Raw genomic sequence first — 24,017 nt, forward strand, 5'->3', positions numbered from 1 at the left:
GAGCGGATCGCTTGGGTCCGCCCAATCTGGCAATATTGCATAAACGGGAGTAACGAGAATGACAGATGCAAAAAACGATATTGTCCTGTCAATCCGCGGCATGAGTAAATCCTTTGGCCGTAACCGAGTGCTCGATCACATCAATCTGGATGTCAAGCGCGGAACGGTCATGGGACTGATGGGCGAAAACGGCGCCGGCAAGTCCACGATGATGAAGTGCCTGTTCGGCACCTATCAGAAGGACGAAGGAAAGATCTTTTTGAACGGCAAGGAGATCAGCTTCTCCGGCCCTAAGGACGCCCTGGAGAACGGAATCGCCATGGTGCATCAGGAACTCAACCAATGTCTGGAACGCAACGTGATCGACAACCTGTTTCTGGGCCGGTACCCCACCAATTCCGTGGGCATGGTCGACGAAGGCAGGATGAAAAAGAAAGCTTCGGAACTGTTCCGCAAGCTGGGTATGACGGTCAACCTGACCCAACCCATGCGGAACATGTCCGTTTCCCAACGACAGATGTGCGAAATCGCCAAAGCAATTTCCTACAACTCGCAGGTGATTGTTCTGGATGAACCCACCTCCTCCCTCACGGTGCAGGAGGTCGATAAACTCTTTGAAATGATGCGAATGCTGAAGGAGCAGGGCATTGCTCTCATCTACATCTCGCATAAAATGGATGAAATCTTTGAAATTTGCGATGAGATTTCCGTACTTCGCGACGGCAATCTGGTCATGACCAAACCCTCGCAGGACACCAACATGAACGAGCTTATCACCGCCATGGTAGGCCGCTCTCTGGAGAGCCGCTTCCCCCCGGTCAACAACACACCGGGAGACACGATTTTGTCGGTGCAGCACCTCTCCACCAAGTACGCGCCCCATCTTCAGGATATATCCTTTGATGTAAGGGAAGGCGAGATTTTCGGCTTGTACGGTCTGGTGGGCGCCGGGCGCACCGAGCTGCTGGAAACGATTTTCGGTGTTCGGACACGCGCTGCCGGTCGTGTCTATTTCAAGAACCGTCTGATGAATTTCAGCAGCGCCCGAGAGGCAATCGAGCACGGCTTCGCCATGATTACCGAGGAGCGCAAGGCCAACGGACTGTTCCTCAAATGTGACCTCACCTTTAACACAACCATTGCGAATCTGAATCAGTACAAGAGTGGCCTTGCCTTGTCTGATGCACAGATGGTAAAAGCCACCAACAAGGAAATCAAGATCATGCATACCAAATGCATGGGCCCCGACGATATGATTTCCAGCCTGTCCGGCGGCAACCAGCAAAAGGTCATCTTCGGCAAGTGGCTGGAACGGGAACCTCAAGTCTTTATGATGGACGAACCCACTCGAGGCATCGACGTGGGTGCCAAATATGAGATTTACGAGCTGATCATCAATATGGCCAAGCGCGGCAAGACCATCATCGTCGTCTCTTCCGAAATGCCCGAGATCCTCGGCATCACCAACCGTATCGGCGTTATGTCCAACGGACATCTCTCCGGCATTGTCAACACCAAAGAGACCGATCAGGAAGAGCTTTTGCGGCTTAGCGCAAAATACCTGTAGTAGGAGAAATCGCTTATGGCATCAACAAGTACAAAAATTCTTACGGCTGAGCAGGAAGCGCAGCTTCGCCAGCCCATCGACGAATATGTCGGCAAAATTCAAGATCAGATCAATGACCTGCGCGAGGACGGCACCGATAAGGTGATCGAAATCCAAAGCGCCATCGACAGCCTGAAGCGCGATAAAATCTACACCGCTCAGGAGAAAGAAGCCCGTATTCGGGAACTTCAGTCAGAGCTGGAGAAGGCCAAAGCGGTCGAAAATCGAAATAAAGATACAATCGCCAAGCTAGTTAGCGACGCAGAGAATTACTTAAAGGCCCATTTCAATACGGACTACTATCAGGCGGTCATTGCAAGCTGCAAGGACGAAAAGGTGCTTGCTGAGGAAAAATACCGCGCAACGGTCGCCAAACTCAATCAAGAGCATCAGAGCACGATGTCCAAGCTCAGTGATGCCCATGAAATCAAGGATGAAAAGTACGTTCACAAAAACCGGCTCTTTGACGCCAAAATGCAGCGGGCTAAGAACCTGCAGGAGGTGAAGGACCGGCAGCACGCCGCCTTTGAACACAAGTTCCACCTCATTGACCTGCTGCGCATGTCCAAATTCTCGTTCGGTGAATCCATGTCGCAGCGGTGGGAGAACTACAAGTACACATTCAACCGTCGTGACTTCCTGCTGAAAAACGGTCTGTATATCGCCATCATCATTATCTTCATCGCCCTGTGTATCATCACCCCGCTGGTGAAGAACGTACAGCTGTTGACGGTAAACAACGTGCTGAACATTCTCCAGCAGGCTTCACCCAGAATGTTCCTGGCTTTGGGCGTAGCGGGCCTGATTCTGCTGGCCGGTACCGACCTGTCCATCGGCCGTATGGTCGGTATGGGCATGACGGCGGCAACCATCGTCATGCATCAGGGCATCAACACCGGCTCCGTGTTCGGTCATATCTTTGACTTTACCAGCCTGCCGGCCATTGCCCGTGTTCTTCTGGCACTGGTCGTGTGCATCGTGCTTTGCACCGTGTTCACCACAATCGCCGGTTTCTTTACGGCGAAGTTCAAAATGCATCCCTTCATTTCCACCATGGCGAACATGCTGGTTATCTTCGGTCTGGTCACCTATTCTACCAAGGGTGTGTCCTTCGGTGCGATTGACCCGACCATCCCCAACATGATCATCCCCCGCATCAACAACTTCCCCACCATCATTCTGTGGGCGGTTGCAGCGGTAGTCATCGTGTGGTTCATCTGGAACAAGACCACTTTCGGCAAGAACCTCTACGCTGTCGGCGGCAACCCGGAATCCGCCGCCGTGTCCGGTATCTCCGTATTCTGGGTCACTGTAGGCGCATTCGTCATGGCCGGTATCCTGTATGGCTTCGGCGCTTGGCTGGAATGCATCCGTATGGTTGGCTCGGGTTCCGCGGCTTACGGTCAAGGCTGGGAAATGGACGCCATCGCAGCCTGCGTAGTAGGCGGTATCTCGTTCACCGGTGGTATCGGCAAGATCTCCGGTGTCGTTGTGGGCGTATTCATCTTTACTGCCCTGACCTACTCGCTCACCACGCTGGGTATTGACACCAACCTGCAGTTCGTATTCTCCGGCATCATCATTCTGGTAGCCGTTATGCTGGACTGCTTGAAGTACGTACAGAAAAAGTAAGCAATCCATCTGATAAAAGCGAAAAGCCGCTGCAAGGCAACTATAAAGGTCCCGCCTGCTTGCAGCGGCTTTCTGTTACACTTACTGAAAAAAAAGATGTATACTGTTTTTTGAAAGCAGCGCCTCGGTCTGCCGAGGCCAAAAGGAGTGAATACAACCATGCAAAAATTGGGCGATGTACGACGCGCACTGGATGCCGGAGAGCTAAACGAGCCGCTGTCTCAACTGTTGTATGATGATCTGGCAGCCGCCCGACAGCGCATAGCAAAATTACTGGATGAATTTCAGAAAACCTTTGGCGTCGGAGACGACGCAACCGTAGCTCTGTGCTCCGCCCCCGGCCGCACAGAGATTGGCGGCAACCATACCGACCATCAGCACGGCCGTGTTCTGGCCGGTGCGGTCGATTTGGACTTTTTGGCATGTGCCAGCCCGAACGGCACTAACACCATCCGTTTCCAGTCCGAGGGCTGGCCGATGGTAGAGGTCGCGCTGGACACGCTGGACCCCAAGGAGGAAGAAAAAGAAAGTACCGCCGCACTGGTGCGCGGTATGGCGGCTCAGGCTGCACAGAAGGGCTATACCGTAGCCGGTTTTGATGTGTATGCCACATCCAACGTGCTGCCCGGCTCCGGCCTGTCCTCTTCTGCAGCATGTGAGGTTCTGTTGGGCGTGATTGAGAATCATCTGTTCTGCGAGGGCAAACTTGACCCGGTAACGATTGCCCAGATGGGTCAGAAGGCGGAAAATGTGTATTTCGGCAAGCCCTGCGGACTGATGGATCAGACTGCTTCCTCGGTTGGAGGCGCTGTAACCATCGACTTTGCCGATCCTGCTGCTCCGGTTGTTCGGGCGCTGAAGGTGGATTTGGACAGCCTTGGTTATGCCCTGTGCATCATCGACTGCGGTGCGGACCACGCCGATCTGACAGACGAATACGCTGCAGTCCCCAGAGAAATGAAAACTGTTGCTGCTTTCTTCGGCAAAGAGGTGCTGCGCGAGGTGGAGGAAGCCGACGTACTCGGCAATCTGCCCGCGCTGCGCAAAGCGGTAGGAGACCGTGCGGTGCTTCGCGCGCTGCATTTTCTGGCCGACAACGAGCGGGTAGCCAAGCAGGCGGACGCACTGGCCAATGGCGATATGGACACCTTCCTTGCACTGGTCAACCAATCCGGCCATTCCTCCTGGGAACAGCTGCAGGACATCACCCCGACCGGTGCTGTACAGGAACAGTCCATGGCAGTTGCGCTCACCGTGGCACAGCGCGCGCTGAACGGCCGCGGTGCCTGCCGCGTACACGGCGGCGGCTTTGCCGGAACCATTCAGGCTTTTGTCCCGCTGGACATTCTCGAGGCGTTCCGCAGTGAGATCGAAGGCGCGCTGGGTGCCGGCTGCTGTCACGTGCTGCGGATTCGACCGGTTGGCGGCACGGTTCTCTGGTCCTGAATAATACAACTGCTTTGATGTGAAAGGAGCGCATCTGTAACATGGCAATTTTAGTGCTGGGCGGAGCCGGTTATATCGGATCCCATACCGTATATGAGCTGATTGACGCAGGCCGGGAGGTCGTGGTAGCCGACAATCTGCAAACCGGTTTCCGTGCTGCGGTTCATCCGAAAGCAAAATTCTATGAGCTGGATATTCGAGACAAGAAAGCGCTCGATACCCTGTTTGAGACCGAGAAAATTGACGGCGTTATCCATTTCGCCGCCTCCTCTCAGGTTGGAGAATCCATGTCTGACCCGCTGAAGTATTACGACAACAATCTCCACGGCACCATGGTGCTTCTCCAGTCCATGGTGGCGCACGGCATCGACAAAATTGTTTTTTCCTCCACCGCCGCAACCTACGGCGAGCCGGAGCGTGTGCCGATTCTGGAGGACGACCCCACCTGCCCCACCAACTGCTACGGCCAGACCAAGCTGGATATGGAGCACATGATGGGCTGGGTATCCCGGGCGCATGGTCTGAAGTATGTGGCGCTGCGGTATTTCAACGCCTGCGGCGCGCACGCCTCCGGTCAAATTGGCGAGGCACATAATCCGGAAACCCATCTGATTCCGCTTATCCTACAAGTACCCTTGGGCCAGCGTGAGATGATCAGCGTGTTCGGTGACGATTACCCGACCACGGACGGCACCTGTATTCGTGACTACATCCATGTCACCGACCTTGCACAGGCTCACATTCTGGCGCTGGATTACCTGATGAACGGCGGCGAAAACAACGTATTCAATCTGGGCAACGGTGTAGGCTTCTCTGTCAAGGAAGTCATCGATGTGGCCCGTGAAGTCACCGGCCATCCGATTCCCGCCAAAATGGCCCCCCGTCGAGCCGGCGATCCGGCGCAGCTCATCGCCTCCTCGGAAAAGGCCGTCAAAGTGCTGGGCTGGAAGCCCGAATACAATGACCTGTCCACCATTGTGGCCTCCGCCTGGACCTGGCACAAGAGCCACCCCCATGGCTTTACGGAGGGTTGAGCATGGAACGTGACACAGCCATTACCATGCTGGTGACCTATGCTCTGCGCAAAGGTCTTATCCAGCCCTGTGAGAAAATCTGGGCGACAAACGCTCTGCTGGGTGTGCTCAAACTGGACAGTTACACGCCCCCTGAGACGGAAATGCCGGAGGACATCGACCTTCCTACCGTGCTCGACGCCCTCACGGATGACGCCCATGCGCGGGGCGTTTTGGAGGAAAACTCCATCGTATACCGTGATCTGTTTGACACCGCGCTAATGGGCGTGCTCACGCCCCGTCCTGCACAGGTCATCGACACATTCCAGTCTCTGCGTCAGGAAAGTGCGCAAAAAGCGACCGATTGGTATTACCGCTTCAGTCAGGATACCAACTATATCCGCCGCGACCGCATCGCAAAGGACGTACTGTGGAAGGCTCCCACCGACTACGGTGAGCTGGACATCACCATCAACCTGTCCAAGCCGGAAAAGGATCCCAAGGCCATCGCCGCGGCCCGCAACATGCCTGCTTCAGCCTATCCTCGCTGTCTGCTGTGCGCGGAAAACGAGGGATATGCCGGCAGAGTCAATCACCCCGCTCGACAGAACCATCGTATCGTTCCCATTACCATCAACGATTCGCCATGGTTTTTGCAATACTCTCCCTATGTGTATTACAATGAGCACTGCATCTGCTTCAATGCGGTCCACACCCCGATGAAAATCGACCGGGCGTGCTTTGCCAAGCTTCTGGACTTTGTGGGGCAGTTCCCGCATTATTTCGTAGGCTCTAACGCCGATCTGCCCATTGTAGGCGGCTCTATTCTGGCACATGACCATTTTCAGGGCGGACGGTACACCTTCGCCATGGAGAAAGCACCGATAGAGACCCCCTTCACCTTCCCCGGCTATGAGGACGTGCAGGCAGGTATCGTCAAATGGCCGATGTCGGTCATTCGCATCACCGCCCGCCAGCCCCAACGGCTGATTGACCTGGCCGACCGCATCCTGACCTCGTGGCGCGGCTACACCGACGAGAGCGCGGTCATCTATGCGGAAACAGACGGTGAACCGCACAACACCATCACCCCCATTGCCCGCCGTCGCGGCAGCGACTACGAGCTGGATCTGGTGCTGCGCAACAACCTCACCACCCCCGAGCATCCCTTGGGGCTGTATCATCCACACGCAGAACTCCACCACATCAAGAAAGAGAATATCGGCCTTATCGAAGTGATGGGGCTGGCTGTCCTCCCCGCCCGTCTCAAAACCGAGCTGGCTGCTGTAGCACAGAAACTGGTCTCCGGTGATGACTTGGAGGCCGACCCCCTCACCGCTTCTCACGCCAGCTGGGCTATGGGCTTCCGGGACAAATATCAGCTCACCGCAGACAATGCGCTGGACGCGGTATATAAGGAGACTGGTTTAGTCTTTGCCAAGGTACTGGAGCATGCCGGCGTATATGCCCGCACGCCCGAAGGCAAAGAAGCCTTCCTCCGTTTCTTAAGGCAGGTGTAAGATATGACAGAATTCATGCGGCAGCCCTTCGGCGTAACCGCTGACGGACAGGCTGTGGAACAATGGACTATGCGCGCGGGCCAGTATGTCGCACAGGTGCTCACCTACGGCGGCGTGCTGCGCTCCTTTACCGTCCCTTCTCCCGACGGCAGCCGGGACATTGTACTGGGATATAACAGCTTGGCCGAGTATGAGGCACAGGACAAATATTTGGGGGCATTAGTCGGGCGCGTGGCCAATCGCATTGGCGGCGCAGCCTTCGACCTGAACGGCGTCCACTACCCCTTGGCTGCCAACAACGGCCCCAACTGCCTCCATGGAGGATCGCGCGGTTTTGACCGTGCGGTGTGGAAGGCGCAGGTTGAAAACAGCACCTTAGTGCTCACCCATATCAGTCCGGCGGGAGAAGAGGGTTTCCCAGGTACACTGGAAGTAAAGGTGACCTACTCCCTCACTGTTGACGGCATGCTCTCGTTGGATTATCAGGCAAAAAGTGATACCGATACCCTGTGCAACCTGACCAACCACAGCTATTTCAATCTGCTGGGACACGCCTATGGCTCATTGGAAGGGCAGCAGGTCGAAATCCGGGCAGATGCTATCACCGAAACCGATGCCGACAGCACCCCTACCGGCGTCCTGCTGCCGGTGGAAGGAACTCCTTTCGATTTACGTTCTCCTCGGGACTTTCTGCAGGGACTGGCGATGGAACATCCTCAGCTGACGCTGGGCAACGGATACGACCACAATTTTGTGCTGCGCACCGAACCGGTCTCCCCGCTGGAACCGGTTGCATGGGTCACCGGCGGCGGTCTGTGTCTGGAGTGCTGCACCACCCAGCCCGGTTTGCAGCTCTACACAGCCAACTATCTGGACGGCAGCCCCGGCAAAGAAGGCGCCAGCTACGGACCGCGCTCGGCATTCTGTCTGGAAACCCAGGCTTGGCCGGACGCCATCCACCATCCGAATTTTCCCTCTGTCGTGCTTCCGGCAGGAGAAACGTATCACCATACCACGACTTACCGTGTAACCATGACCTGATTGCATCAAGAGCAATCAAATAACAACAACAAACCGGGATACTGCAACATATGTTGCGGTGTCCCGGTTGTTTTTTATGCTCCTTACGATGTATCGCTCGATTTAAAAAGGAATAAAAATGTGCTTTATGACGCAAATTACCACAAAAAGGAGGTGCTTTTATGAACACTGCAACGCATACGGCCTATGGAACTCTCCCCGCCACTGCACGGGGAACACAAACCTGCATCGGTGCAGGCACATTTATCGTCAGCCGGCAATTTGTTGGCAGCGTCCCGGCCTGTGACTTGCTTCGACAGCGCATGCAGCAAACCGCACACACAACATCATCCATTGACGAGCGAATCGGCACTGCGGTATAATCGACTGGTGAGCCGGTTCTGAAAGGAGCATATCATATGAGAACCGGTAATTTAAAACTTGTTTTTGCTTATCTTCGTCTTTCCAATGAGGAAGCACGAAGCGGCGAATCCTCCAGTATTGCAAACCAGAGACAGATGATTCAGGACTATTGCCATCGCCACAACATCACACTTGTGCGGGAATTTGTGGATGACGGCTATTCCGGCGGCAATTTTGACCGTCCAGCGTTTCAGAACATGCTGCGGCAGCTGCATGACGGCAAGGCCAACATGGTTATCACCAAAGATCTATCTCGTCTGGGGCGCGATATGCGCGAATCCAGTTACTATGCCGAGCAATTCTTTCCGGAGCACGGCATCCGCTATCTGACTATTGCGGACAACTTCGACACCGCTCACGAAAACGTCATGGCACCGTTCCAATTCGCCATGAACGAAGTCTATCTGCGGGACGGCTCACGCAAGGTCAAGGACGTGCTGCGCAGCAAGCGGGAAAACGGACAGTACTGTGCCTGTCCACCCTATGGCTACCGCAAAGACCCTGCGGATAAAAATCGTCTTACTCCCGACAAGCAGACTGCCCCCATCGTGCAGCGCATTTTCGAGCGAGCGGCCGCCGGAGATTCCTCGCGCAAAATTGCGCTCGACTTGAATGCGGACGGCGTCATCCCGCCGCTCAAATACCGCGTACTGTTCCGCGATGATTTCAGTCCGGAGGGCGCGGCGCGCGCCTCTGATCTGTGGAACTACACTACGGTCAAGCGTATCCTGAAAAACCCGGTCTACCTCGGGCATACCATGCTCGGCAAAAGCCGCAAGGTCAGTGTCAAATCCAAAAAGAAGGTCGCAGTTCCCCAAAGCGAGTGGGCGGTCACTCGTGACACGCACCCTCCCCTGATTGCTTCGCTGCTTTACGAGCAGGCGCAACGCAATCTGGGACGAGGGCGGCGCACCGCTTTCACTCAGGATACTGTCCGAAAAAGCATCTTTTCGGGCATTGTATTCTGTGCGCGGTGCGGTCATTCCCTCTGCTCCTGCGGTACAGTGTACAAGGGTGAACGAGAAAAGTACTGGTACCTGTCCTGCACCCATCAGCGCGGCGACATTGCTAATCGCTGCGATGGCGTGCGCATCAAGTATGCCGACCTTATCGAAGTCGTACGGCAGGATTTGAACACCCTGCTCGCACTGACCGATGCGCAGGCCGAGGCACTCGCCCGTGCGGCAGTAAAAAAAGAGCATGACACTGGCGAACGCGCAGCACGGCAAGCCCGCTTGCAGCAGGCGCAGGCTCGCCTGCTGACGATCGACAAAATTGTCACCAAACTGTATACGGACAATGCCGAAGGTCGTTTGGATGATGACCGACTGACTCGCATGGTCGAAGCACTCGAACAGGAATCCGCCTCTCATCAGGCCGTCATCGCAGAGTTGTCGCAGGCACTTCCAGAGCAGGAGGACACCGAAGAACGCTATCAACGTTTCTTTTTGCTGGCCAAACAGTGCAGCCACATTGACACACTTGACCGTGAAACGCTGCTCACCTTTATCGATCGCATCGAAGTCGGACCCAAGCAATTCGAAAACGGACTGAGCAAGGCGACCCACCGCAACACCCCCTACCGTCAGGATATCCACATCTTCTATCGTTTTATCGGTGAAATCAACATGGAAAACGAGCTGGAGTTGGAACAATCCTGCAACTTCTGAACTAGCTTGTCCACACAATGTTTTAAGATGGTACAGATACACCAAGGGAGGTCGGCGTCAACCTGAAGCAGGGCTATAACGGTGATCTGACCTCCCGTCAGGCCGGCTCGATCGGTGGTCAGATGGTCAAGAAGATGATTGAATCCTACGAGCAGAACCTGGCTAGCCAGGGCTGATCTGAGGCAATAGAGAGCGCGCGGCTTCCGAAATTTCGGAAACCGCGCGCTTCTCTTTTACTCGCGCTATTTTATACAACAGTATGCCATATCAGCGTATTGGCTTAGTTCAAAACATAGTTTTTTGCAGTATGCACAGCAAAATTGGTTGTCTCTGTTCCGGTCATATGGAATGTATCTATCGGCGCAAACCGGCTAGCTTTGCCCAAGCCAACGAGATAATTGACCGGTACATTTATTTTTACAACCATGAGCGTGTCCAATACAAAACAGGAGTGGCGCCGCTAACGCTGCGCCACTCCGTTTAAAACTTAACAAATTCCTACTCAGGGCTTTTTCGTACTGTCTGCATAAACCAAGGCTTGTTCATAAGGTGAACGCGCTTTGTTTCGCTTTTATGTGATGCAGTACATCGCAATTTTGCTCAACCGCGCCACGCGGCAAAAATCTGCTCCGCATCAGTCGCGCTCGGCGCTGCCACCAGCTTATCCGCCAGCTCCTTGCACTCCGCATACGAATGCGCCGCCAGATCGGCCTTCGCTGCCAGCATTGCAGAAGCGGACATGGACAAGTTGGTTACACCAAGACCGCAGAGCACCGGCGCCATGCCCGGCGTACCGGCCATCTCGCCGCACACGCCAACTTCGATGCCATTCTCATTGGCTGCCTTAGCCGTCATTGCAATCAGACGCAGCACACCCGGATGCAGCGGACGGTACAGATAGGAAATCTTCTCATTGATGCGGTCCACCGCGCAGGAATACTGAATCAGGTCATTCGTACCGATCGAGAAGAAATCGACCTCCTTGGCCAAAATATCCGCGCAGACAGCAGCCACCGGAATCTCCACCATGATACCGACCTTGACATCCGGATTATGCGCCACACCCTCGGCTGCCAGCAAATCCTTTGCCTGACAGAGAATCTGCTTGGCATTGCGGATTTCCTCAATCGAAGAGATCATCGGGAACATGATGCGTAAATCACCATATTTTGCCGCACGCAGCAGTGCCCGCAGCTGGGTCAGGAACAAATCCGTCTTGTTCAAGCAGATACGGATTGCACGGTAACCGAGGAAGGGATTCTGCTCCTTCTCAAGCTCGAGCGCAGGCACTTCCTTATCGCCGCCGATATCCAGCGTACGGATAATGACCGGCTTGCCTGCCATGGTTTCGCACGCCTTCTTATATGCTTCAAACTGCTCTTCCTCGCTCGGGAGGTCATCGCGGTCCATAAACAGGAATTCAGAACGGAACAGACCGACGCCTTCGCCGCCCAGCTCCGCCACGCGGACTGCATCGTCCGGCGTACCAATATTGCCTTCAACCACAATGCGGCGGCCATCGCTCGTTGCACCCTGACGATCCTTAAACTTGGCCAGCATCGCCTTGCGCTCGTCCTCCGCCTTTTTCTTCTCTGCAAACTGCGCCAGTGTTTCCTCATCCGGGTTGACCACAACTTCGCCTGCCACGCCGTCAAGCAGCAAATCGGAACCGTCCTCAATACCGTCTACCTTATCGCCTGCGCCTGCAATAGCCGGAATACCCATCGAGCGCGCCATAATCGCGGAATGGCTGGTGCGGCCGCCGATGCGGGTAATAAAGCCGACAACCGGCTTCGATCCGATCTTCGCCGTGTCAGACGGAGTCAGATCGTTGGCAATGATAATGCACGGTTCGGTAATCGAATCAATCGCATTGTCGGCAATGCCCTTGAGATTTTTGAGCACGCGCTTGGAAATGTCTCCGATATCCGCCGCACGCGCCTGCATGTATTCGTCATCCATCGCGCGGAACATCGCCTGGAAATTCTCGCAATTGACAAAGCAGGCATACTCCGCGCACACCTTTTCCTCTTCCACCAGATTGGTCATACCCTCAATGAAGTCCGGATCATCCAGCATGAGCAGATGCGCATCAAAAATTTCCGCTTCTGCCGCACCGATGTTTTTCTCCGCTTCATCGCGCAATGCCTCAATCTGCTTTTTCGCATTTGCCACAGCATCGGTCACACGTTTCTGCTCGGCCGCAACATCCGTGATGCTGTCTTTGACGACCGTCAGATCCTCCTCCTTGATGACCAAGGCCTTGGCATGTGCAAGCCCCTCCGAAACGCCGATCGCTTTAAACTTGACCATAGCCGTATCCTCCTGTTTTCTTGTATTTCTTATACAAAAACCATATTCATTTCTCAAATTACATTGTATAATATTTACGCTCTTTCGTCAAGTGTACAGGACATTTTTCCGAAAACTTGCAAGAATTGAAAAAAAATTGTACCGAACGGCCTGTTTTCTGCTATACTTATACCATTCCATATATGATCTTCTACAGGAGGAATGACAACCATGGCAAACCGCTGCACTCATATTCCCGAAATTATGCTGCCCCGCGAGGGTACGGATCTTTCCAAATGGGCGGTCATCGCCTGCGACCAATATACTTCTCAACCCGAATACTGGGCCGAGACCGACCGCACAGTTGGCGATGCACCTTCCACGCTGCGTCTGACACTGCCCGAAGTCTATCTGGAGCAGGACGATGTTGCCGAGCGCACCGAGAAAATCCACAGCACCATGCATCGTTACATAGAGGACGGCACGCTGCGCACGCTGCCCGCAGGCGTCATCCTGACCGAGCGTTGGTCAGGCGGCAGCTGCCCGCGCCGCGGCATCGTTCTGGCAGTCGATCTGGAAGCCTATGAATACACCCCCGGTTCGGCCTCGCTTATCCGTCCGACCGAAAAAACCGTGGTCGAACGCATCCCGCCGCGCCTCAAGGTTCGTCAAGGTGCGTGTATAGAGCTGCCGCATATCATGATCCTGATTGACGACCCGGATCGCAAAATCATCGAACCACTGTTTGACCAGACCGCAAAGCTGGAAAAGGTGTACGACACCGACCTGATGCAGAACGGCGGCCACATTACCGGTTGGTTCATCCCGAAGGGCGCACAGACCGATACCATCGAAGCAGGACTGGAAGCCCTGTGCGACCGCGAGACCTTCAACCATAAATACGGCTGCACCGACGCACAGGCTCTGCTGCCCTATGCCGTAGGCGACGGCAACCACTCGATGGCGACCGCCAAGGCCTACTGGGAGGAAGTCAAGACCGGGCTGTCCGCCGAGGAGCAGGAAAACCACCCCGCGCGTTTCGTGCTGGTCGAGGTGGTCAACATCCATGACGAAAGCCTGATCATTGAGCCGATTCACCGCATCCTGTTCGGTGTAGATGCCAATGAACTGCTGAATGGCCTGACCGCATTCTATGAAGCACAGGGCTGCAAGGCCTATGTTGCGGACGAAGCGCCCGCCGATACCACGGCCCATATTTTCCCGTTCTGTGCAGCAGAAAAGACCGGTGTGCTTGTCGTCGAAAACCCCAAGTGGTCCATCCCGGTTGCCACCATTCAGACCGCGCTCGACGCTTATCTGGAAACGCATTCGTCCACGCGCATTGACTATATCCACGGTACGGATGTGGTGTGCAATCTGGCCGAAAAGTCCGGCAATCTAGGCTTTATCCTGCCGGATATCGCCAAGAATGACCTGTTCCGCGGCGTTGTCTTTGACGGCGTGCTGCCGCGTAAGACCTTCTCCATGGGTGAAGCGCATGAAAAACGCTACTATATGGAAGCTAAGACAATCGTCAAATAATATCCTGTTTATTATCGGACGCAGCCACACCGGCTGCGTCCTTTTTTGTCCAGTCGAGCGTCGCCTCGTCCCCTTTCACCTGGCACAGCACAAACGCAGGCGCAAGTCCAAACGGACGGTTCGGCGCAAACAGGCAATGCAAACGAATTCCCTCCTGTATGCGTTCCGCATGCACCGCGCCGCTGTCCAGCAGCGCGTCCAGCACCGCATCGCCTGTCCGCAGCGGCGGCTTTCCATGGTCCGGGGTCTGCAATATTTCGTCTTGCGGAGACTGCTCCGTCTGCGGCACTGCATCGGCTTTTTGCCGGGGACGCTCGGCCAGATAGAACGCCATGGGCGGCCTTTCTATACAGCCTTCTGCCTTGAGTGTCTCTTTGGACAGATGCCGCCGCAGCCGTAGCCTGCCGTCTTCCGGCGCGGGCAGCCCGACCAGCAGCGGCTCGTCTCCGGTTTCCCCGTAGCAACGCAATAGCGGCGGCGCACCGGACGGTAGTTCACAATCCACCTCAATCTGCACACCGTATGCATCCGGCTCCCACAAAAGCCAGCCCACCGGTTTTCCTTCATATTCCACCGCCGTCCGCATTGCCGCACCTCCTCAAAAAAAACGCGTACCCTGCTTACAGGATACGCGTTTTGCTTTGCTGATATGCCCTCAGCCCTGTACAGAGCCAAGACCAAAGCTGACCGCCAGCGCTTCGTCCACATGACGCATCGCTTTCTCATCCAACGATCCCATTTTCTCGCGCAGCCGCCGCTTATCCAGCGTACGGATTTGCTCCGTCAGGATAATGGAATCTTTGGTCAGGCCGTAATTGGGAGCGCCGAGCGTTATATGCGTCGGCATTTTGGCCTTATTGATCTGCGATGTAATGGCGGCGGCGATCACGGTCGGGCTGTAACGATTGCCCACATTGTTCTGCACGATCAGCACCGGGCGGATACCGCCCTGCTCACTGCCGACCACCGGGCTGAGATCGGCATAGTAAATATCTCCCCGTTTGATGCTGGTATCCACGTTGGTTCACACTCCGATGAAATAGATTTGCGGTTTGTCCGCAAACCTATTTTCCCCGCGCTGCGAAAAAATATAACAGATGTCTGCCAATTCACCCAGACACGGGCAGGAATTTCTTCCCGCTTCATCCTATGCAGTGTGCTGCCCAATCGTCAACCAATATAAAACCGCGGCACACGGCTGCTTGCCGCACAGATAACCTCATAGGAAATGGTACCTGCAGCCTCAGCGGTGTCCTCCGCTGTCCAGACCTCCGGCCCGAACACGGTTACCTCGTCGCCGCGGCGCACTTCCACACCGTCCGGCACACGCACCATGCACATATCCATACAAATACGGCCGAGTACGGGCGCCTTTTGTCCGCCCAGCACCACATGCGCTTTGCCTGATCCTGCGCGCAGGAAACCGTCGGCATAACCGATGGAAACCACCGCTACCCGAGTCGGCTCGTCCGTTTCATAGGTGCGGCCGTAACTGACCGTCGTATGTGCCGGAATATCGCGCACCTGCACCACGCGCGCCTTGACCGTCATCGCCGGCCGCAAATCCAACACCGGCGGCACAGAAGCATCCGGACGGCAGCCATACAGGATGATGCCCGCGCGCGTCATTGTGCAGTGCATCCGCTCATAGCTCTGAATTGCGCCGCTGTTGGCACAATGCCGCAGCGGAAGATCCAACCCCCGCGCATTCAAATCATTGCACACATCCGCAAAGCGCTGGTACTGCAATTCGGTATATGCTTCGCCCTCCGGCACATCCGAAACTGCGAAATGCGTAAAAATACCCTCGGACACTAGACCCGGCAGCGCGGCACAGGATGCAATCCGCTGAACGGTCCGCTCCCGCTCCCACGCTGGAAAGCCAAGACGGGTCATGCCAGTGTCCAGCTTATAGTGGACGGTCAGCTTCTCTCCCGTGCGCACCGCGGCATCGCTCAGCAGCTGTGCGGTTTCCTCGTCATACACAGGTGCAGTGATGTGCTGGCGTGCAATGGTGTCCATATCCGCTTCATCCACATAGCCCAAAATCAGAATGGGCTTTGTGATTCCGTTTTCACGCAGCTCAACCGCTTCCGGCACGGTCGCGGCAGCGAAATACGGCGCGCCCATCGCTTGCAAGCGCTGTGCAACCGGCACGGCGCCATGGCCATATGCATCTGCCTTGACCACGCACAGCACAGGCGCTTTCGCCTGCTGACAAATCACACGGTAATTGTGTTCAATCGCACCCAAATCCACTTCAGCCCAGGTGCGGTGTTTACTCGGCTTCATATTGTTATTCATCCCCAGATTTATGTTTCCCGGTAGGACATCACCTGAATTTGCAGCACCCGTTCGCCGTCCGCATACAATTCGGCACAAACCGGTTGATACCCCTGTTCAGTGAGCCATACCTGCTTTTCGACCTTCCCATCATCGCCGTCCTGCTTGTAGCGCAGTACCAGCAGCTCCACACCGCTCGTTTTTTCCGTCCAAACCTGTGCCGGTTCTGCGCGGCGCAGATCGTCCAACAGACAGAACAGTGCATCCGCAGGTGTTAGTCCCGTGCGCTGCGGCATAGCGTCATCCAATGCGAGGCCGTCGTACTGCAAAACAAAAGAAGCGCTGTCCGTACCCGCGATGGTGCCGCCGATGCCGGCAAGACTTTCGGGCGCAGTGATGGTGAAAGTGTCGTTATCTTCCTTATTATAAACATATTCCAAAACCGCCTATTTACTGGGCGAAAAGCCGTTTTGTCGTATTGCAAGTATATTGCAACTTAGCTTTTGCAAATCGGCTTTTCTGTTTCTGGATTATGTTCTGTACTATCATACACCGTTTGCCGACCAGATGCAACCATGAAAAAAGCCGCCCGAAAGGGCGACTTTTTCATAGTTTATTTCCTCAACGCATTACGAATTTTTATAACATCTATCGACGGCTTCATCTTGCTATGTTCCACCAAGGACAAATACTTTTTAGCCCTTTTCTGTACCTCTTTTATCAGCTTCGCATTTTTCACAACGTAATGAGTCCCTGCCATAGTATACTCTTTCTTGATATACTTTTCTGTAATTGGAAACATACTTCCTATTAAAAACACACGTTTATATCCAGCAATTAAACCAATATGATAATAGAGACACATCCCATATTTCTTTTCGTCTGCTTGAATTTTCTTCTGATATGTATCTACCTGTGTGCTTAACGGTATCATCCACCAAATCCCAGAAGAATCTTTCACTGAACAGAAGTATGGTCTGTTTTCAAACTTGTTATAAGGGAAATAAGGACTTTTGAAATCCTGAAAAAATTGATCCTTTATACTATATAGACCAAATTGCACCATCTTTAATACTCCCTTTATCTAAAAAAGCCCTCCCGCAGGAGGGCCTTTTTCACGCCGGCTTCTTATATCCCGCGGCCGGCAGGCGGTAATCTCAAGCACTCCAGCGATTTGTTCGACGCGGCTGGTAGGCGACATATAGCTGCACGAACGAAGTGCAACTCGGCGAAGAAGTGGAGATGATTCAAATTTGCATATACTCCTATTGTTTCTCCGCCTTAATCTTATCCTATCCAAATGAATTTGTCAATATGTCAAGATTTTTCTTTTTAGTCAAATGCACAAAATATTTTCTTTATTTTTATGCAGTTTGTGTTTGATTTAACAAAAGCCGCCCTCTCGGGCGGCTTTTCCTTTCTTAGAATAAGCTGTCTAATCCTCCCCATGATTGTTTTGGCGTTTTCAGCTTTTTCAAGCTGTTGCTTGTCGATTTGCTGCTGCTTCCGCTGCTTTTCCCTCCCCCGCTGCTGCTCGCTGCATAACTCTGCCCCGTGCTGGTGGTCGTTGCCGGTCTTTCCGTTCCATACCCCGGAATAACCGTCAACGGGTCAATGTTCTGCCCGTCCTTTGTCATTTTCAGGTGTAGGTGCGGCCCTTCCACGTTTCCCGTGCCGCCGATAATTCCGATTTCTTCTCCCGCTTTTACCTTCTGCCCTGCACTAACAGATGCTTGCCGCAAATGTCCGTACAGTGCTTGATAACCATTCCCGTAGTCTACAACAACATAGTTCCCGTAGCCGTATTGATCGTTTCCTACGTCCACAACAGTTCCATCCCCAATGCTGTTTGCAATCTCCCCATCAAGGTTTTGTCCATCCGGGCCTCCAATATCCACTCCTTCATGGAATTTGCTCCCCTTCCCGTATATCGTGTCCGGCTGCTCTCGGTTTCCGTACCAGCTAACAATTTTTGAACGGCTTGCCGTTGTTGGATTGATGAATCCTGCGGCAGACTCCACCTGCCGCGATACCTGCGACCCGCTTTCCGTGACCGCTGGCAGCGTTCCCGCTCCCGTGTATGCGTCTTCGATCTTTTTATACCCCAGCGCATGCATGATGGCGGCATACTGGTCATAATTCTGCGTGTTCTGCGCAACGATTGCCGCCTGCGCTGCCAGCTTTGCGCCGCTCACGCCCTTTTCATATTCCGCTTCTCCTGCCAGCGTCTTAATCGTCAGGTATTGCGCCGCCGTCACGCCGCTGTTCTGTATCGCCGCGACGTTTTCCTGCTCGTTTTTGCTTCCGTTCTTGCTGAGCATCTCAAAGGTGTAATTTTGCGGTTCTGCCGGGAACATATTGTAAAACTTGAAAGTGTCCTCCAGCGCGGCGCGCTTTGCGCTGTCGTATTGCTTCATATCCAGATAGCGCGAAAACTCGGTCGCCTCTGTTGTCGCGCGGTCTTCGTCCAGCTCGTCGCCGTATGCCTTGATAGCCTGTGACTGTATCATTGCGTCAATATATTCCTCTGCCGTCACTGTGCCGCTGATTTTGGTGTACTTCTCCCACTGGCTTTCGCTCGTGCCCTTGATCAGCAGCGTATGGTAAAGCTGGTTCTTCTGCTGGTCTGTCAGCGAATCGTCGCTGCGAATGGTCTGGAACACCTCGTCCCGCGCTTCGTAGGATTCGTATGTTTCGCTCAGCGTGTCCTGCAATTCCTTGTATGCATAGTATAGGCCGGGTTCGATGCCGCTTTCCTGCACGGTCTTGATCGTGCCCTCAAGCTCCTTGCCGTAAACCTTGTTGGCCGCCAGCGCGGAGGAATAGTCGTAAATATCTTTGATTGCGCTTACCCGCTCGTCGTTTGTCATGGACTGGTATGCGCTGGACTGCACCAGCGCATTGATGGCATCCAGCGCAAGCGCTCCTTTCTCTCCGGTCAGCTTTGCATACTGCTCTGCATTCAGATATACGTTTTTCCCGTCCTTCTTGTAATATTTCTGCGGCTTGCTCGGCAGTATCGCGGCCTCACCCGTCGCGTCGTATAAGTCGCGCAGCGCCTTCTCCGCGTCGGTTGATACCTGTTCGCTGATGTATCCGGGCGAAATGAAGTTTTCAAATGCCCGCAGCACCACATTATCCGACCGCTCTTCGCGCCCCCATACATCCGTATAGGCGGGCTGATTTTTGGAAAGGCCGGGGATTTTGTTTGCCTGCCGCTGGAGGAATGTTTGCAAGCTGTCTGGAACCCAGCTGTCCTTGTCTGCGTAGGTCGTGCGCCGCGTCCCGTCGAATGTTCTTGCGACCTGACCAAGCAGCGTCGGCACAAACTGTCCCGCGTAATTCTCACCGATATTTTCGGCAATCGCGAAAATCGGGTTGGTCTGGCTATAGCCTACGCTCTGCAATGTGCCGCTGATGCCGGAAAGCATCGTCATGTTGATCATTGGCTCAAACAAACGGGAAAGCGCATCCGTAGCCTGTTTGAACGCCTGTTCCTCGTCTCCTCCCCTCTCGGCAATGGCATTGTAAAACTCTGCGCCGACGAACATCGGCAACGCCGCCGGAGCTGCCCAGTCGATGGTATAGGAATATGGGCCGATATTGAGCGCGTATTCCTGCGAACCCTGCGCAACGTCAAAGTTTCTCTCCTTGTCGTTTTCCGGGCTGGATGCGGAAAGAAGTCCTTGCGACGCAAGGAACGCGCCAAGCGCCGCAAGGCTTGTCCCTGTAAGGCCAGTGGATATGTGGTCTATCGCGTCTGTCGCCGTCATATTCCCCTTTTTCACCTGCACCAGATCATAGGTAAGTCCTTTTAGCAGCCCGGCGGGCGAAAGTTCAAAGCCTCGCTTTGCAATGTTGATCGGTGTCCGCTTAAACGGCACCAGACCGCCGATGATAATTTCGCTTGCCTTGTTCTTTTTCTCGATTTTCCCGATAAAATCAGCAAGCGCGGATGCGTCTTGAAAAGTGGCGCGCTGCGCGTCCTTGATCGCATGCGTTCTCGCCTGCTCCAGCGTGTCCTGCGGAATATTGTCCACGTCCACGCGGCGCGCTGTCAAAAACTCTGTCATGCTGTTGACGTATGTCATGCGCTTGAATATCTGGTCTTCCCAGTCCAGCGCCTTGGAGTTGGCATCCATGACCGCTTGAATCGGCTTCGGGAAAGACTTCTTTCTGCGCTGTATCTCGGACATTTCAGATGTGTATTGGTTGCCGTCCAGCACATCCTGCATGGTTTGATAGTCTTGCTTTGCAAATTCCTTGATTTTCCCGCTCCGAAGCAGCGACCTTGTGCGCCTGTCCTTGTCCTTGATAAACAGCTTTTGCAGTCCGGCGCTCAGCTTGTTGCTTGCTCTGGTCGGAATCTGATAAACGATATTGCCTATCACGTTTCGGATGTGTGTTCTCGGATTGCCCAGCATCGCAAAATATCGCCATGCGTTCAGCCGATCGCCCAATGTCGCCGGAATTTTCGCCGCAACATCGGTATAGATGGCATCCATTGCCGTTTTTGCGTCCTGATCCGTTTTGGCAGCCAATAGGTCAAGCGCAAGCTGTTCGTTTATTTCGATTTGCGGCGCTTTATCGCCGTATTTCTTGTTCAGGTCTCTTTGTACGTTGTCTACGGTTTTCTTGATGTAATATAGCTTGCCTTCCGACGTTGTGCGCTTTAAAAGGCGTATCGCCTGAATGCTCTGTCCTGCTCTTGTCCCCTCTGCCGCGATCTCAGCGGCCAGTCGCATGCCCATGTCGATATCACCCGCTTGCATTGCCTCTGCATAAAGGATTTCCGCAAGCACGATATCATCTTTTGTTGCGCTTCTGCGCCCGCTCGTCACGTCCGCCCACTGGTCCATTGCGCCATTAAAGCCCTTTTCGGTGATCGTCTTCCGTGCCTTGTTAACGCTTTCCTTATCCTTGCGAACGTCATGCGAGAATGTCCCGTTTGCTACCTCCTGCTCAAATCGCTCGATTGCCTTATCCGGTGTTGCCCCGGCTTCCATCGCTGTCCGGGCAAACAGGCTGACGCGGTCGTCTCCGTCCGTCGATTTCGGAACGTCCACCTCGCGCGCCCTCGGCTTCTCGCCTTGGTCAATTGTTCCGTATTCGTTTGTCATGCGGGAAAACGGGTCAAAGTTATATTCCGCTGCACCTACGGAACTTTGCTGTGCTGCCTTGATTGCCTCATTCCTCGCCCGCTCCTGTGCCTCCAGCATGGCCGCCTCTGGACTAAGGCCATACTGAAACGCAGCATCTGCCGGCACTTGCACGCTTGGCTCAGTCCTTGCCGGCGGCGCTGGGTTCTTTGCGGCGGCTTCCTGCTGCACGCGCTGCATTGCTTCCTCTGCCTGCTGTATTGCCCGCTCTCTGATTGGCCCGGGCAGAATGGTTTCCGCCTGCCGCTTCTCCGCGTCCAGCTCCGCCAGCCTGCGCCCAAGCGCTTGGGAATTTGCCGCCTGCTGGTCTGCGCTTTCGATCGCTTCGGACAAGCGCGACATATCCTCCAGCATGGCCTGCTGTGTTTCCGCATCCGCGCCCCAGTATCTTGTCTGCATCTGCCCCAAACGGTTTTGCAGCATTTGCACGGGCATACCCATGTATGGATTGGATTCCATTCCTCGCGGGCTGCTGCCCTCCTGAATGATTTCTGTTCTCGGCAGTAATGTTTCACCCTGCGCCGTCTGTATGGCCTCCTGCGCCATTCTTGCGCCCGCGTCGACCTCCTGCGTGCTTATGCTTTCCGGTATGCCGACAGTTGGCCCTTGCCGTGTCCGCGTCCCGCCGATCACCGTGCCCGCCGTGCCGAACACGCCGCCGCTTACCGCACCGCCGAGCGCGCTTTGTGCAAGCTCCGCAAAAGAAAATTCTGCATTCGGGTCATTTGCTGCCAGGTCGGCGGCATAGTTCATCAGATAACTTGCGCTTTCCTCACTCGCTTCAATGCCCATCTGCCGCAGGATATTGCGCACTGCGCTTGTGCCGCCCCCCTTGAGCAGCTTTGCCATCTCGTCCAGCGGCAGCTTCTCGGTCACGGCCTCGATGATGCCGGATGTAAGGCCGCGCCCCAACGCTTCATCCGGGCTTACTCCTTGCGCATTGAGTTCTGCTGCGCGTTGCCCGGCTGCATTAACTCCCATCAATGCCATACCCGCAACCGGTCCAGCACCGGGAATTGCAGAAAGCGCCATCGTCGGCGCATTTCCCGCAATACTAATTCCGGTATCAGCCAGAAAACGCGGTACAGCCGCAAGGCCCGCCGTCGCGTTTGCCTGCGCCTCTGCCGCCTCGCGCAGCATAGTCTGCCCCCATTTGTTCTGGTCTACCGGGGTTTTGACTGCCAAAGCATCCTTTTGCTTGATTACTTCTTGCAGCTCATTATAGACTTTCATGTACTCCACAACAGAGGACACGTCTTGCCCCTTCTTTTGCATTTCCTGCAACTGAGCATTTAGCCTCTGCTGCTCTTGCTCCAGCTTCACATATTCCGGGTTTTCCCTGCTTTGCTCAAGGTTTTCCCTTCGTTGGTCCGATGTTTCAACCAGTGCCGGAAATGCGCCGACAGCCTGTTTCCCGACTGCTTCCAAGCCCTGCTTTATGCGGTTGGTTCTTCCGCGCAGTTCAATGTTTTCAGCAATATATGCAAGCAAATCATCATCCGCACCCGCTTCCCGCAGTCGTTCTACGGCTGTCTGGTCGCTTACTGTGTTTGGCATTCCCCAACTCGCGCTTGCTCCTAAACCGCTTTCGCTGTAATTTAGTCCGAATTGACCCAGAATGCGCTCCATTTCATTTTTTAACACAGTCTTTGCCAATTGTTGCTGTGATCTGTCCTCTTCGCTCCATGTCTCTGCGGCTCTGCTGTATAAGTCAGCCATTACCTGGTGCGCGTTAATGGCTCTGGCGTTGTCTGCCCCATATGTCAGAATTTGCTCATAGGTAGGTTGTACTGCAATATCCTTTGCATCCTTCCCCATGAACTCTCGGCTTTGTGAATATTCGGAAGCCATGCGTGCTTTCTGCCCTTTGTTCTGCCCCAGCGCCATCTGCGTCGGCAGCGAATAATTTTGCCCCGTTTTGCTGTCGAACGTCACGCCGGTGCTCGGATCAAAGGACAGCCCCAACCGCTGCCGAATCGCGTCATTCTGCTGCTTCAAGCTGTTTCTCTTGGCTGTGTCCGTCGTTCCGTGCCATTCGATCATGTTTTTTTGCAGGTTGTATCGGTCTGCCGCCACAGGATTTGTCTTTTGCAGCACACTCGTTCCAACAGACTGCACCGTTTTTGCCACGTTCCCCAGCTTTTGAAACGAGGAAAGCCCGCTTTGCTGCTTCGGCGCGCTCTGCGTGACGGTGTTCGTCCTTGCCGTGCTGCCGGATGATTTTGCCGCCATCTGCGTTGTCGTGTTGGTTTTCGGCTTAATAGACTCCGCCGCAGTTTTCAAGTTTTGTGTTGTCTGCTGAAAATTGCTTTGCTTAAAAGCCTGTTCCAGTGCTTTTTTCTTCTTGCGGTTCTCTTCCAGCTTGTCTCTGCTGTATCCCATTTTCTTCTCCTTTTCATCAAAAAGAGCGG

At 54.4% G+C, this 24,017-nt stretch carries 17 protein-coding genes and 1 pseudogene; 11 read left to right on the forward strand and 7 right to left on the reverse strand.

All coding sequences use genetic code 11. The annotated features are described in order from the left end of the window. The first annotated feature begins 58 nt into the window (after nucleotides 1-58). The 10 genes and pseudogenes from ACESSO_RS02245 (at nucleotide 59) to ACESSO_RS02290 (ending at nucleotide 10,814) form a co-directional block, all read left to right on the forward strand. Nucleotides 59-1,567, forward strand: a complete 1,509-nt coding sequence (locus ACESSO_RS02245; RefSeq protein ID WP_373163410.1) for a sugar ABC transporter ATP-binding protein — start codon at nucleotides 59-61, stop codon at nucleotides 1,565-1,567. Nucleotides 1,568-1,582: 15 nt separating this feature from the next. Beyond that, nucleotides 1,583-3,238 (forward strand): galactoside ABC transporter permease, encoded by a 1,656-nt coding sequence (locus ACESSO_RS02250; RefSeq protein WP_373163411.1) that lies wholly within the window; start codon nucleotides 1,583-1,585, stop codon nucleotides 3,236-3,238. Nucleotides 3,239-3,397: 159 nt separating this feature from the next. Further along, nucleotides 3,398-4,684 carry a galactokinase gene (locus ACESSO_RS02255; RefSeq protein WP_373163412.1) on the forward strand — a complete coding sequence of 429 codons (1,287 nt, stop codon included), beginning with the start codon at nucleotides 3,398-3,400 and terminating at the stop codon, nucleotides 4,682-4,684. Between the two features lie 41 nt (nucleotides 4,685-4,725). After that, the gene (galE, locus tag ACESSO_RS02260) at nucleotides 4,726-5,718 is read left to right on the forward strand and encodes a UDP-glucose 4-epimerase GalE (protein ID WP_373163413.1); all 993 of its coding nucleotides are present in this window, start codon (nucleotides 4,726-4,728) and stop codon (nucleotides 5,716-5,718) included. A 2-nt stretch (nucleotides 5,719-5,720) separates the two neighbouring features. Further along, nucleotides 5,721-7,217, forward strand: coding sequence for a UDP-glucose--hexose-1-phosphate uridylyltransferase (galT, locus tag ACESSO_RS02265; protein ID WP_373163414.1), 1,497 nt, complete (start codon nucleotides 5,721-5,723; stop codon nucleotides 7,215-7,217). A gap of 3 nt (nucleotides 7,218-7,220) precedes the next feature. Beyond that, complete coding sequence (locus tag ACESSO_RS02270) at nucleotides 7,221-8,258, forward strand: aldose epimerase family protein (protein WP_373163415.1); 1,038 nt, start codon at nucleotides 7,221-7,223, stop codon at nucleotides 8,256-8,258. Between the two features lie 161 nt (nucleotides 8,259-8,419). After that, entirely contained in the window at nucleotides 8,420-8,620 is a 201-nt protein-coding gene (locus ACESSO_RS02275; RefSeq protein ID WP_373163416.1) for a hypothetical protein, read from the forward strand. Between the two features lie 36 nt (nucleotides 8,621-8,656). Next, a complete protein-coding gene (locus tag ACESSO_RS02280; protein WP_373163417.1) occupies nucleotides 8,657-10,330 on the forward strand; it encodes a recombinase family protein in 1,674 nt (557 codons plus the stop codon). Between the two features lie 35 nt (nucleotides 10,331-10,365). Further along, nucleotides 10,366-10,506 (forward strand): annotated as a pseudogene (locus tag ACESSO_RS02285) (alpha/beta-type small acid-soluble spore protein); the annotation flags it as partial. A 167-nt stretch (nucleotides 10,507-10,673) separates the two neighbouring features. Beyond that, complete coding sequence (locus tag ACESSO_RS02290) at nucleotides 10,674-10,814, forward strand: IS3 family transposase (RefSeq protein ID WP_373163621.1); 141 nt, start codon at nucleotides 10,674-10,676, stop codon at nucleotides 10,812-10,814. A 116-nt stretch (nucleotides 10,815-10,930) separates the two neighbouring features. Here the strand turns inward: ACESSO_RS02290 and ptsP are convergent, their stop codons facing one another. Then, entirely contained in the window at nucleotides 10,931-12,643 is a 1,713-nt protein-coding gene (gene ptsP / locus ACESSO_RS02295) for a phosphoenolpyruvate--protein phosphotransferase (RefSeq protein ID WP_373163418.1), read from the reverse strand. 210 nt (nucleotides 12,644-12,853) lie between these two features. On the opposite strand from ptsP, the gene ACESSO_RS02300 reads away from it, so the two are divergent. Continuing rightward, on the forward strand, nucleotides 12,854-14,164 hold the full coding sequence (locus ACESSO_RS02300) for a DUF1015 domain-containing protein (RefSeq protein ID WP_373163419.1): 1,311 nt from the start codon (nucleotides 12,854-12,856) through the stop codon (nucleotides 14,162-14,164). On the opposite strand, the gene ACESSO_RS02305 is transcribed toward ACESSO_RS02300, so the two are convergent. From ACESSO_RS02305 to ACESSO_RS02330, 6 genes are all read right to left on the reverse strand, one after another. Then, the gene (locus tag ACESSO_RS02305; protein ID WP_373163420.1) at nucleotides 14,157-14,750 is read right to left on the reverse strand and encodes a hypothetical protein; all 594 of its coding nucleotides are present in this window, start codon (nucleotides 14,748-14,750) and stop codon (nucleotides 14,157-14,159) included. The genes ACESSO_RS02300 and ACESSO_RS02305 overlap by 8 nt on opposite strands. A 69-nt stretch (nucleotides 14,751-14,819) precedes the next feature. Beyond that, nucleotides 14,820-15,182 (reverse strand): type II toxin-antitoxin system PemK/MazF family toxin, encoded by a 363-nt coding sequence (locus ACESSO_RS02310; RefSeq protein ID WP_125114755.1) that lies wholly within the window; start codon nucleotides 15,180-15,182, stop codon nucleotides 14,820-14,822. A 152-nt stretch (nucleotides 15,183-15,334) separates the two neighbouring features. Beyond that, nucleotides 15,335-16,456 (reverse strand): alanine racemase, encoded by a 1,122-nt coding sequence (gene alr / locus ACESSO_RS02315; protein WP_373163421.1) that lies wholly within the window; start codon nucleotides 16,454-16,456, stop codon nucleotides 15,335-15,337. A gap of 20 nt (nucleotides 16,457-16,476) precedes the next feature. After that, the gene (locus ACESSO_RS02320) at nucleotides 16,477-16,887 is read right to left on the reverse strand and encodes a hypothetical protein (protein ID WP_373163423.1); all 411 of its coding nucleotides are present in this window, start codon (nucleotides 16,885-16,887) and stop codon (nucleotides 16,477-16,479) included. 173 nt (nucleotides 16,888-17,060) lie between these two features. Continuing rightward, entirely contained in the window at nucleotides 17,061-17,513 is a 453-nt protein-coding gene (cptIN, locus tag ACESSO_RS02325; RefSeq protein WP_373163424.1) for a type III toxin-antitoxin system CptIN family toxin, read from the reverse strand. Between the two features lie 355 nt (nucleotides 17,514-17,868). Continuing rightward, on the reverse strand, nucleotides 17,869-23,988 hold the full coding sequence (locus ACESSO_RS02330; RefSeq protein WP_373163425.1) for a peptidoglycan DD-metalloendopeptidase family protein: 6,120 nt from the start codon (nucleotides 23,986-23,988) through the stop codon (nucleotides 17,869-17,871). Between the last annotated feature and the right edge of the window lie 29 nt (nucleotides 23,989-24,017).

It is taken from the genome of Agathobaculum sp. Marseille-P7918, from assembly GCF_964248325.1.
GTDB lineage: Bacteria > Bacillota > Clostridia > Oscillospirales > Butyricicoccaceae > Agathobaculum.

Excerpts from the sequence above, each read along its gene's own strand:
- ACESSO_RS02245 (WP_373163410.1), top strand. The coding sequence starts at position 59 with ATGACAGATGCAAAAAACGATATTGTCCTGTCAATCCGCGGCATGAGT.
- ACESSO_RS02250 (WP_373163411.1), top strand. The coding sequence starts at position 1,583 with ATGGCATCAACAAGTACAAAAATTCTTACGGCTGAGCAGGAAGCGCAG.
- ACESSO_RS02255 (WP_373163412.1), top strand. The coding sequence starts at position 3,398 with ATGCAAAAATTGGGCGATGTACGACGCGCACTGGATGCCGGAGAGCTA.
- galE (WP_373163413.1), top strand. The coding sequence starts at position 4,726 with ATGGCAATTTTAGTGCTGGGCGGAGCCGGTTATATCGGATCCCATACC.
- galT (WP_373163414.1), top strand. The coding sequence starts at position 5,721 with ATGGAACGTGACACAGCCATTACCATGCTGGTGACCTATGCTCTGCGC.
- ACESSO_RS02270 (WP_373163415.1), top strand. The coding sequence starts at position 7,221 with ATGACAGAATTCATGCGGCAGCCCTTCGGCGTAACCGCTGACGGACAG.
- ACESSO_RS02275 (WP_373163416.1), top strand. The coding sequence starts at position 8,420 with ATGAACACTGCAACGCATACGGCCTATGGAACTCTCCCCGCCACTGCA.
- ACESSO_RS02280 (WP_373163417.1), top strand. The coding sequence starts at position 8,657 with ATGAGAACCGGTAATTTAAAACTTGTTTTTGCTTATCTTCGTCTTTCC.
- ACESSO_RS02290 (WP_373163621.1), top strand. The coding sequence starts at position 10,674 with ATGGAATGTATCTATCGGCGCAAACCGGCTAGCTTTGCCCAAGCCAAC.
- ptsP (WP_373163418.1), bottom strand. The coding sequence starts at position 12,643 with ATGGTCAAGTTTAAAGCGATCGGCGTTTCGGAGGGGCTTGCACATGCC.
- ACESSO_RS02300 (WP_373163419.1), top strand. The coding sequence starts at position 12,854 with ATGGCAAACCGCTGCACTCATATTCCCGAAATTATGCTGCCCCGCGAG.
- ACESSO_RS02305 (WP_373163420.1), bottom strand. The coding sequence starts at position 14,750 with ATGCGGACGGCGGTGGAATATGAAGGAAAACCGGTGGGCTGGCTTTTG.
- alr (WP_373163421.1), bottom strand. The coding sequence starts at position 16,456 with ATGAAGCCGAGTAAACACCGCACCTGGGCTGAAGTGGATTTGGGTGCG.
- cptIN (WP_373163424.1), bottom strand. The coding sequence starts at position 17,513 with ATGGTGCAATTTGGTCTATATAGTATAAAGGATCAATTTTTTCAGGAT.
- ACESSO_RS02330 (WP_373163425.1), bottom strand. The coding sequence starts at position 23,988 with ATGGGATACAGCAGAGACAAGCTGGAAGAGAACCGCAAGAAGAAAAAA.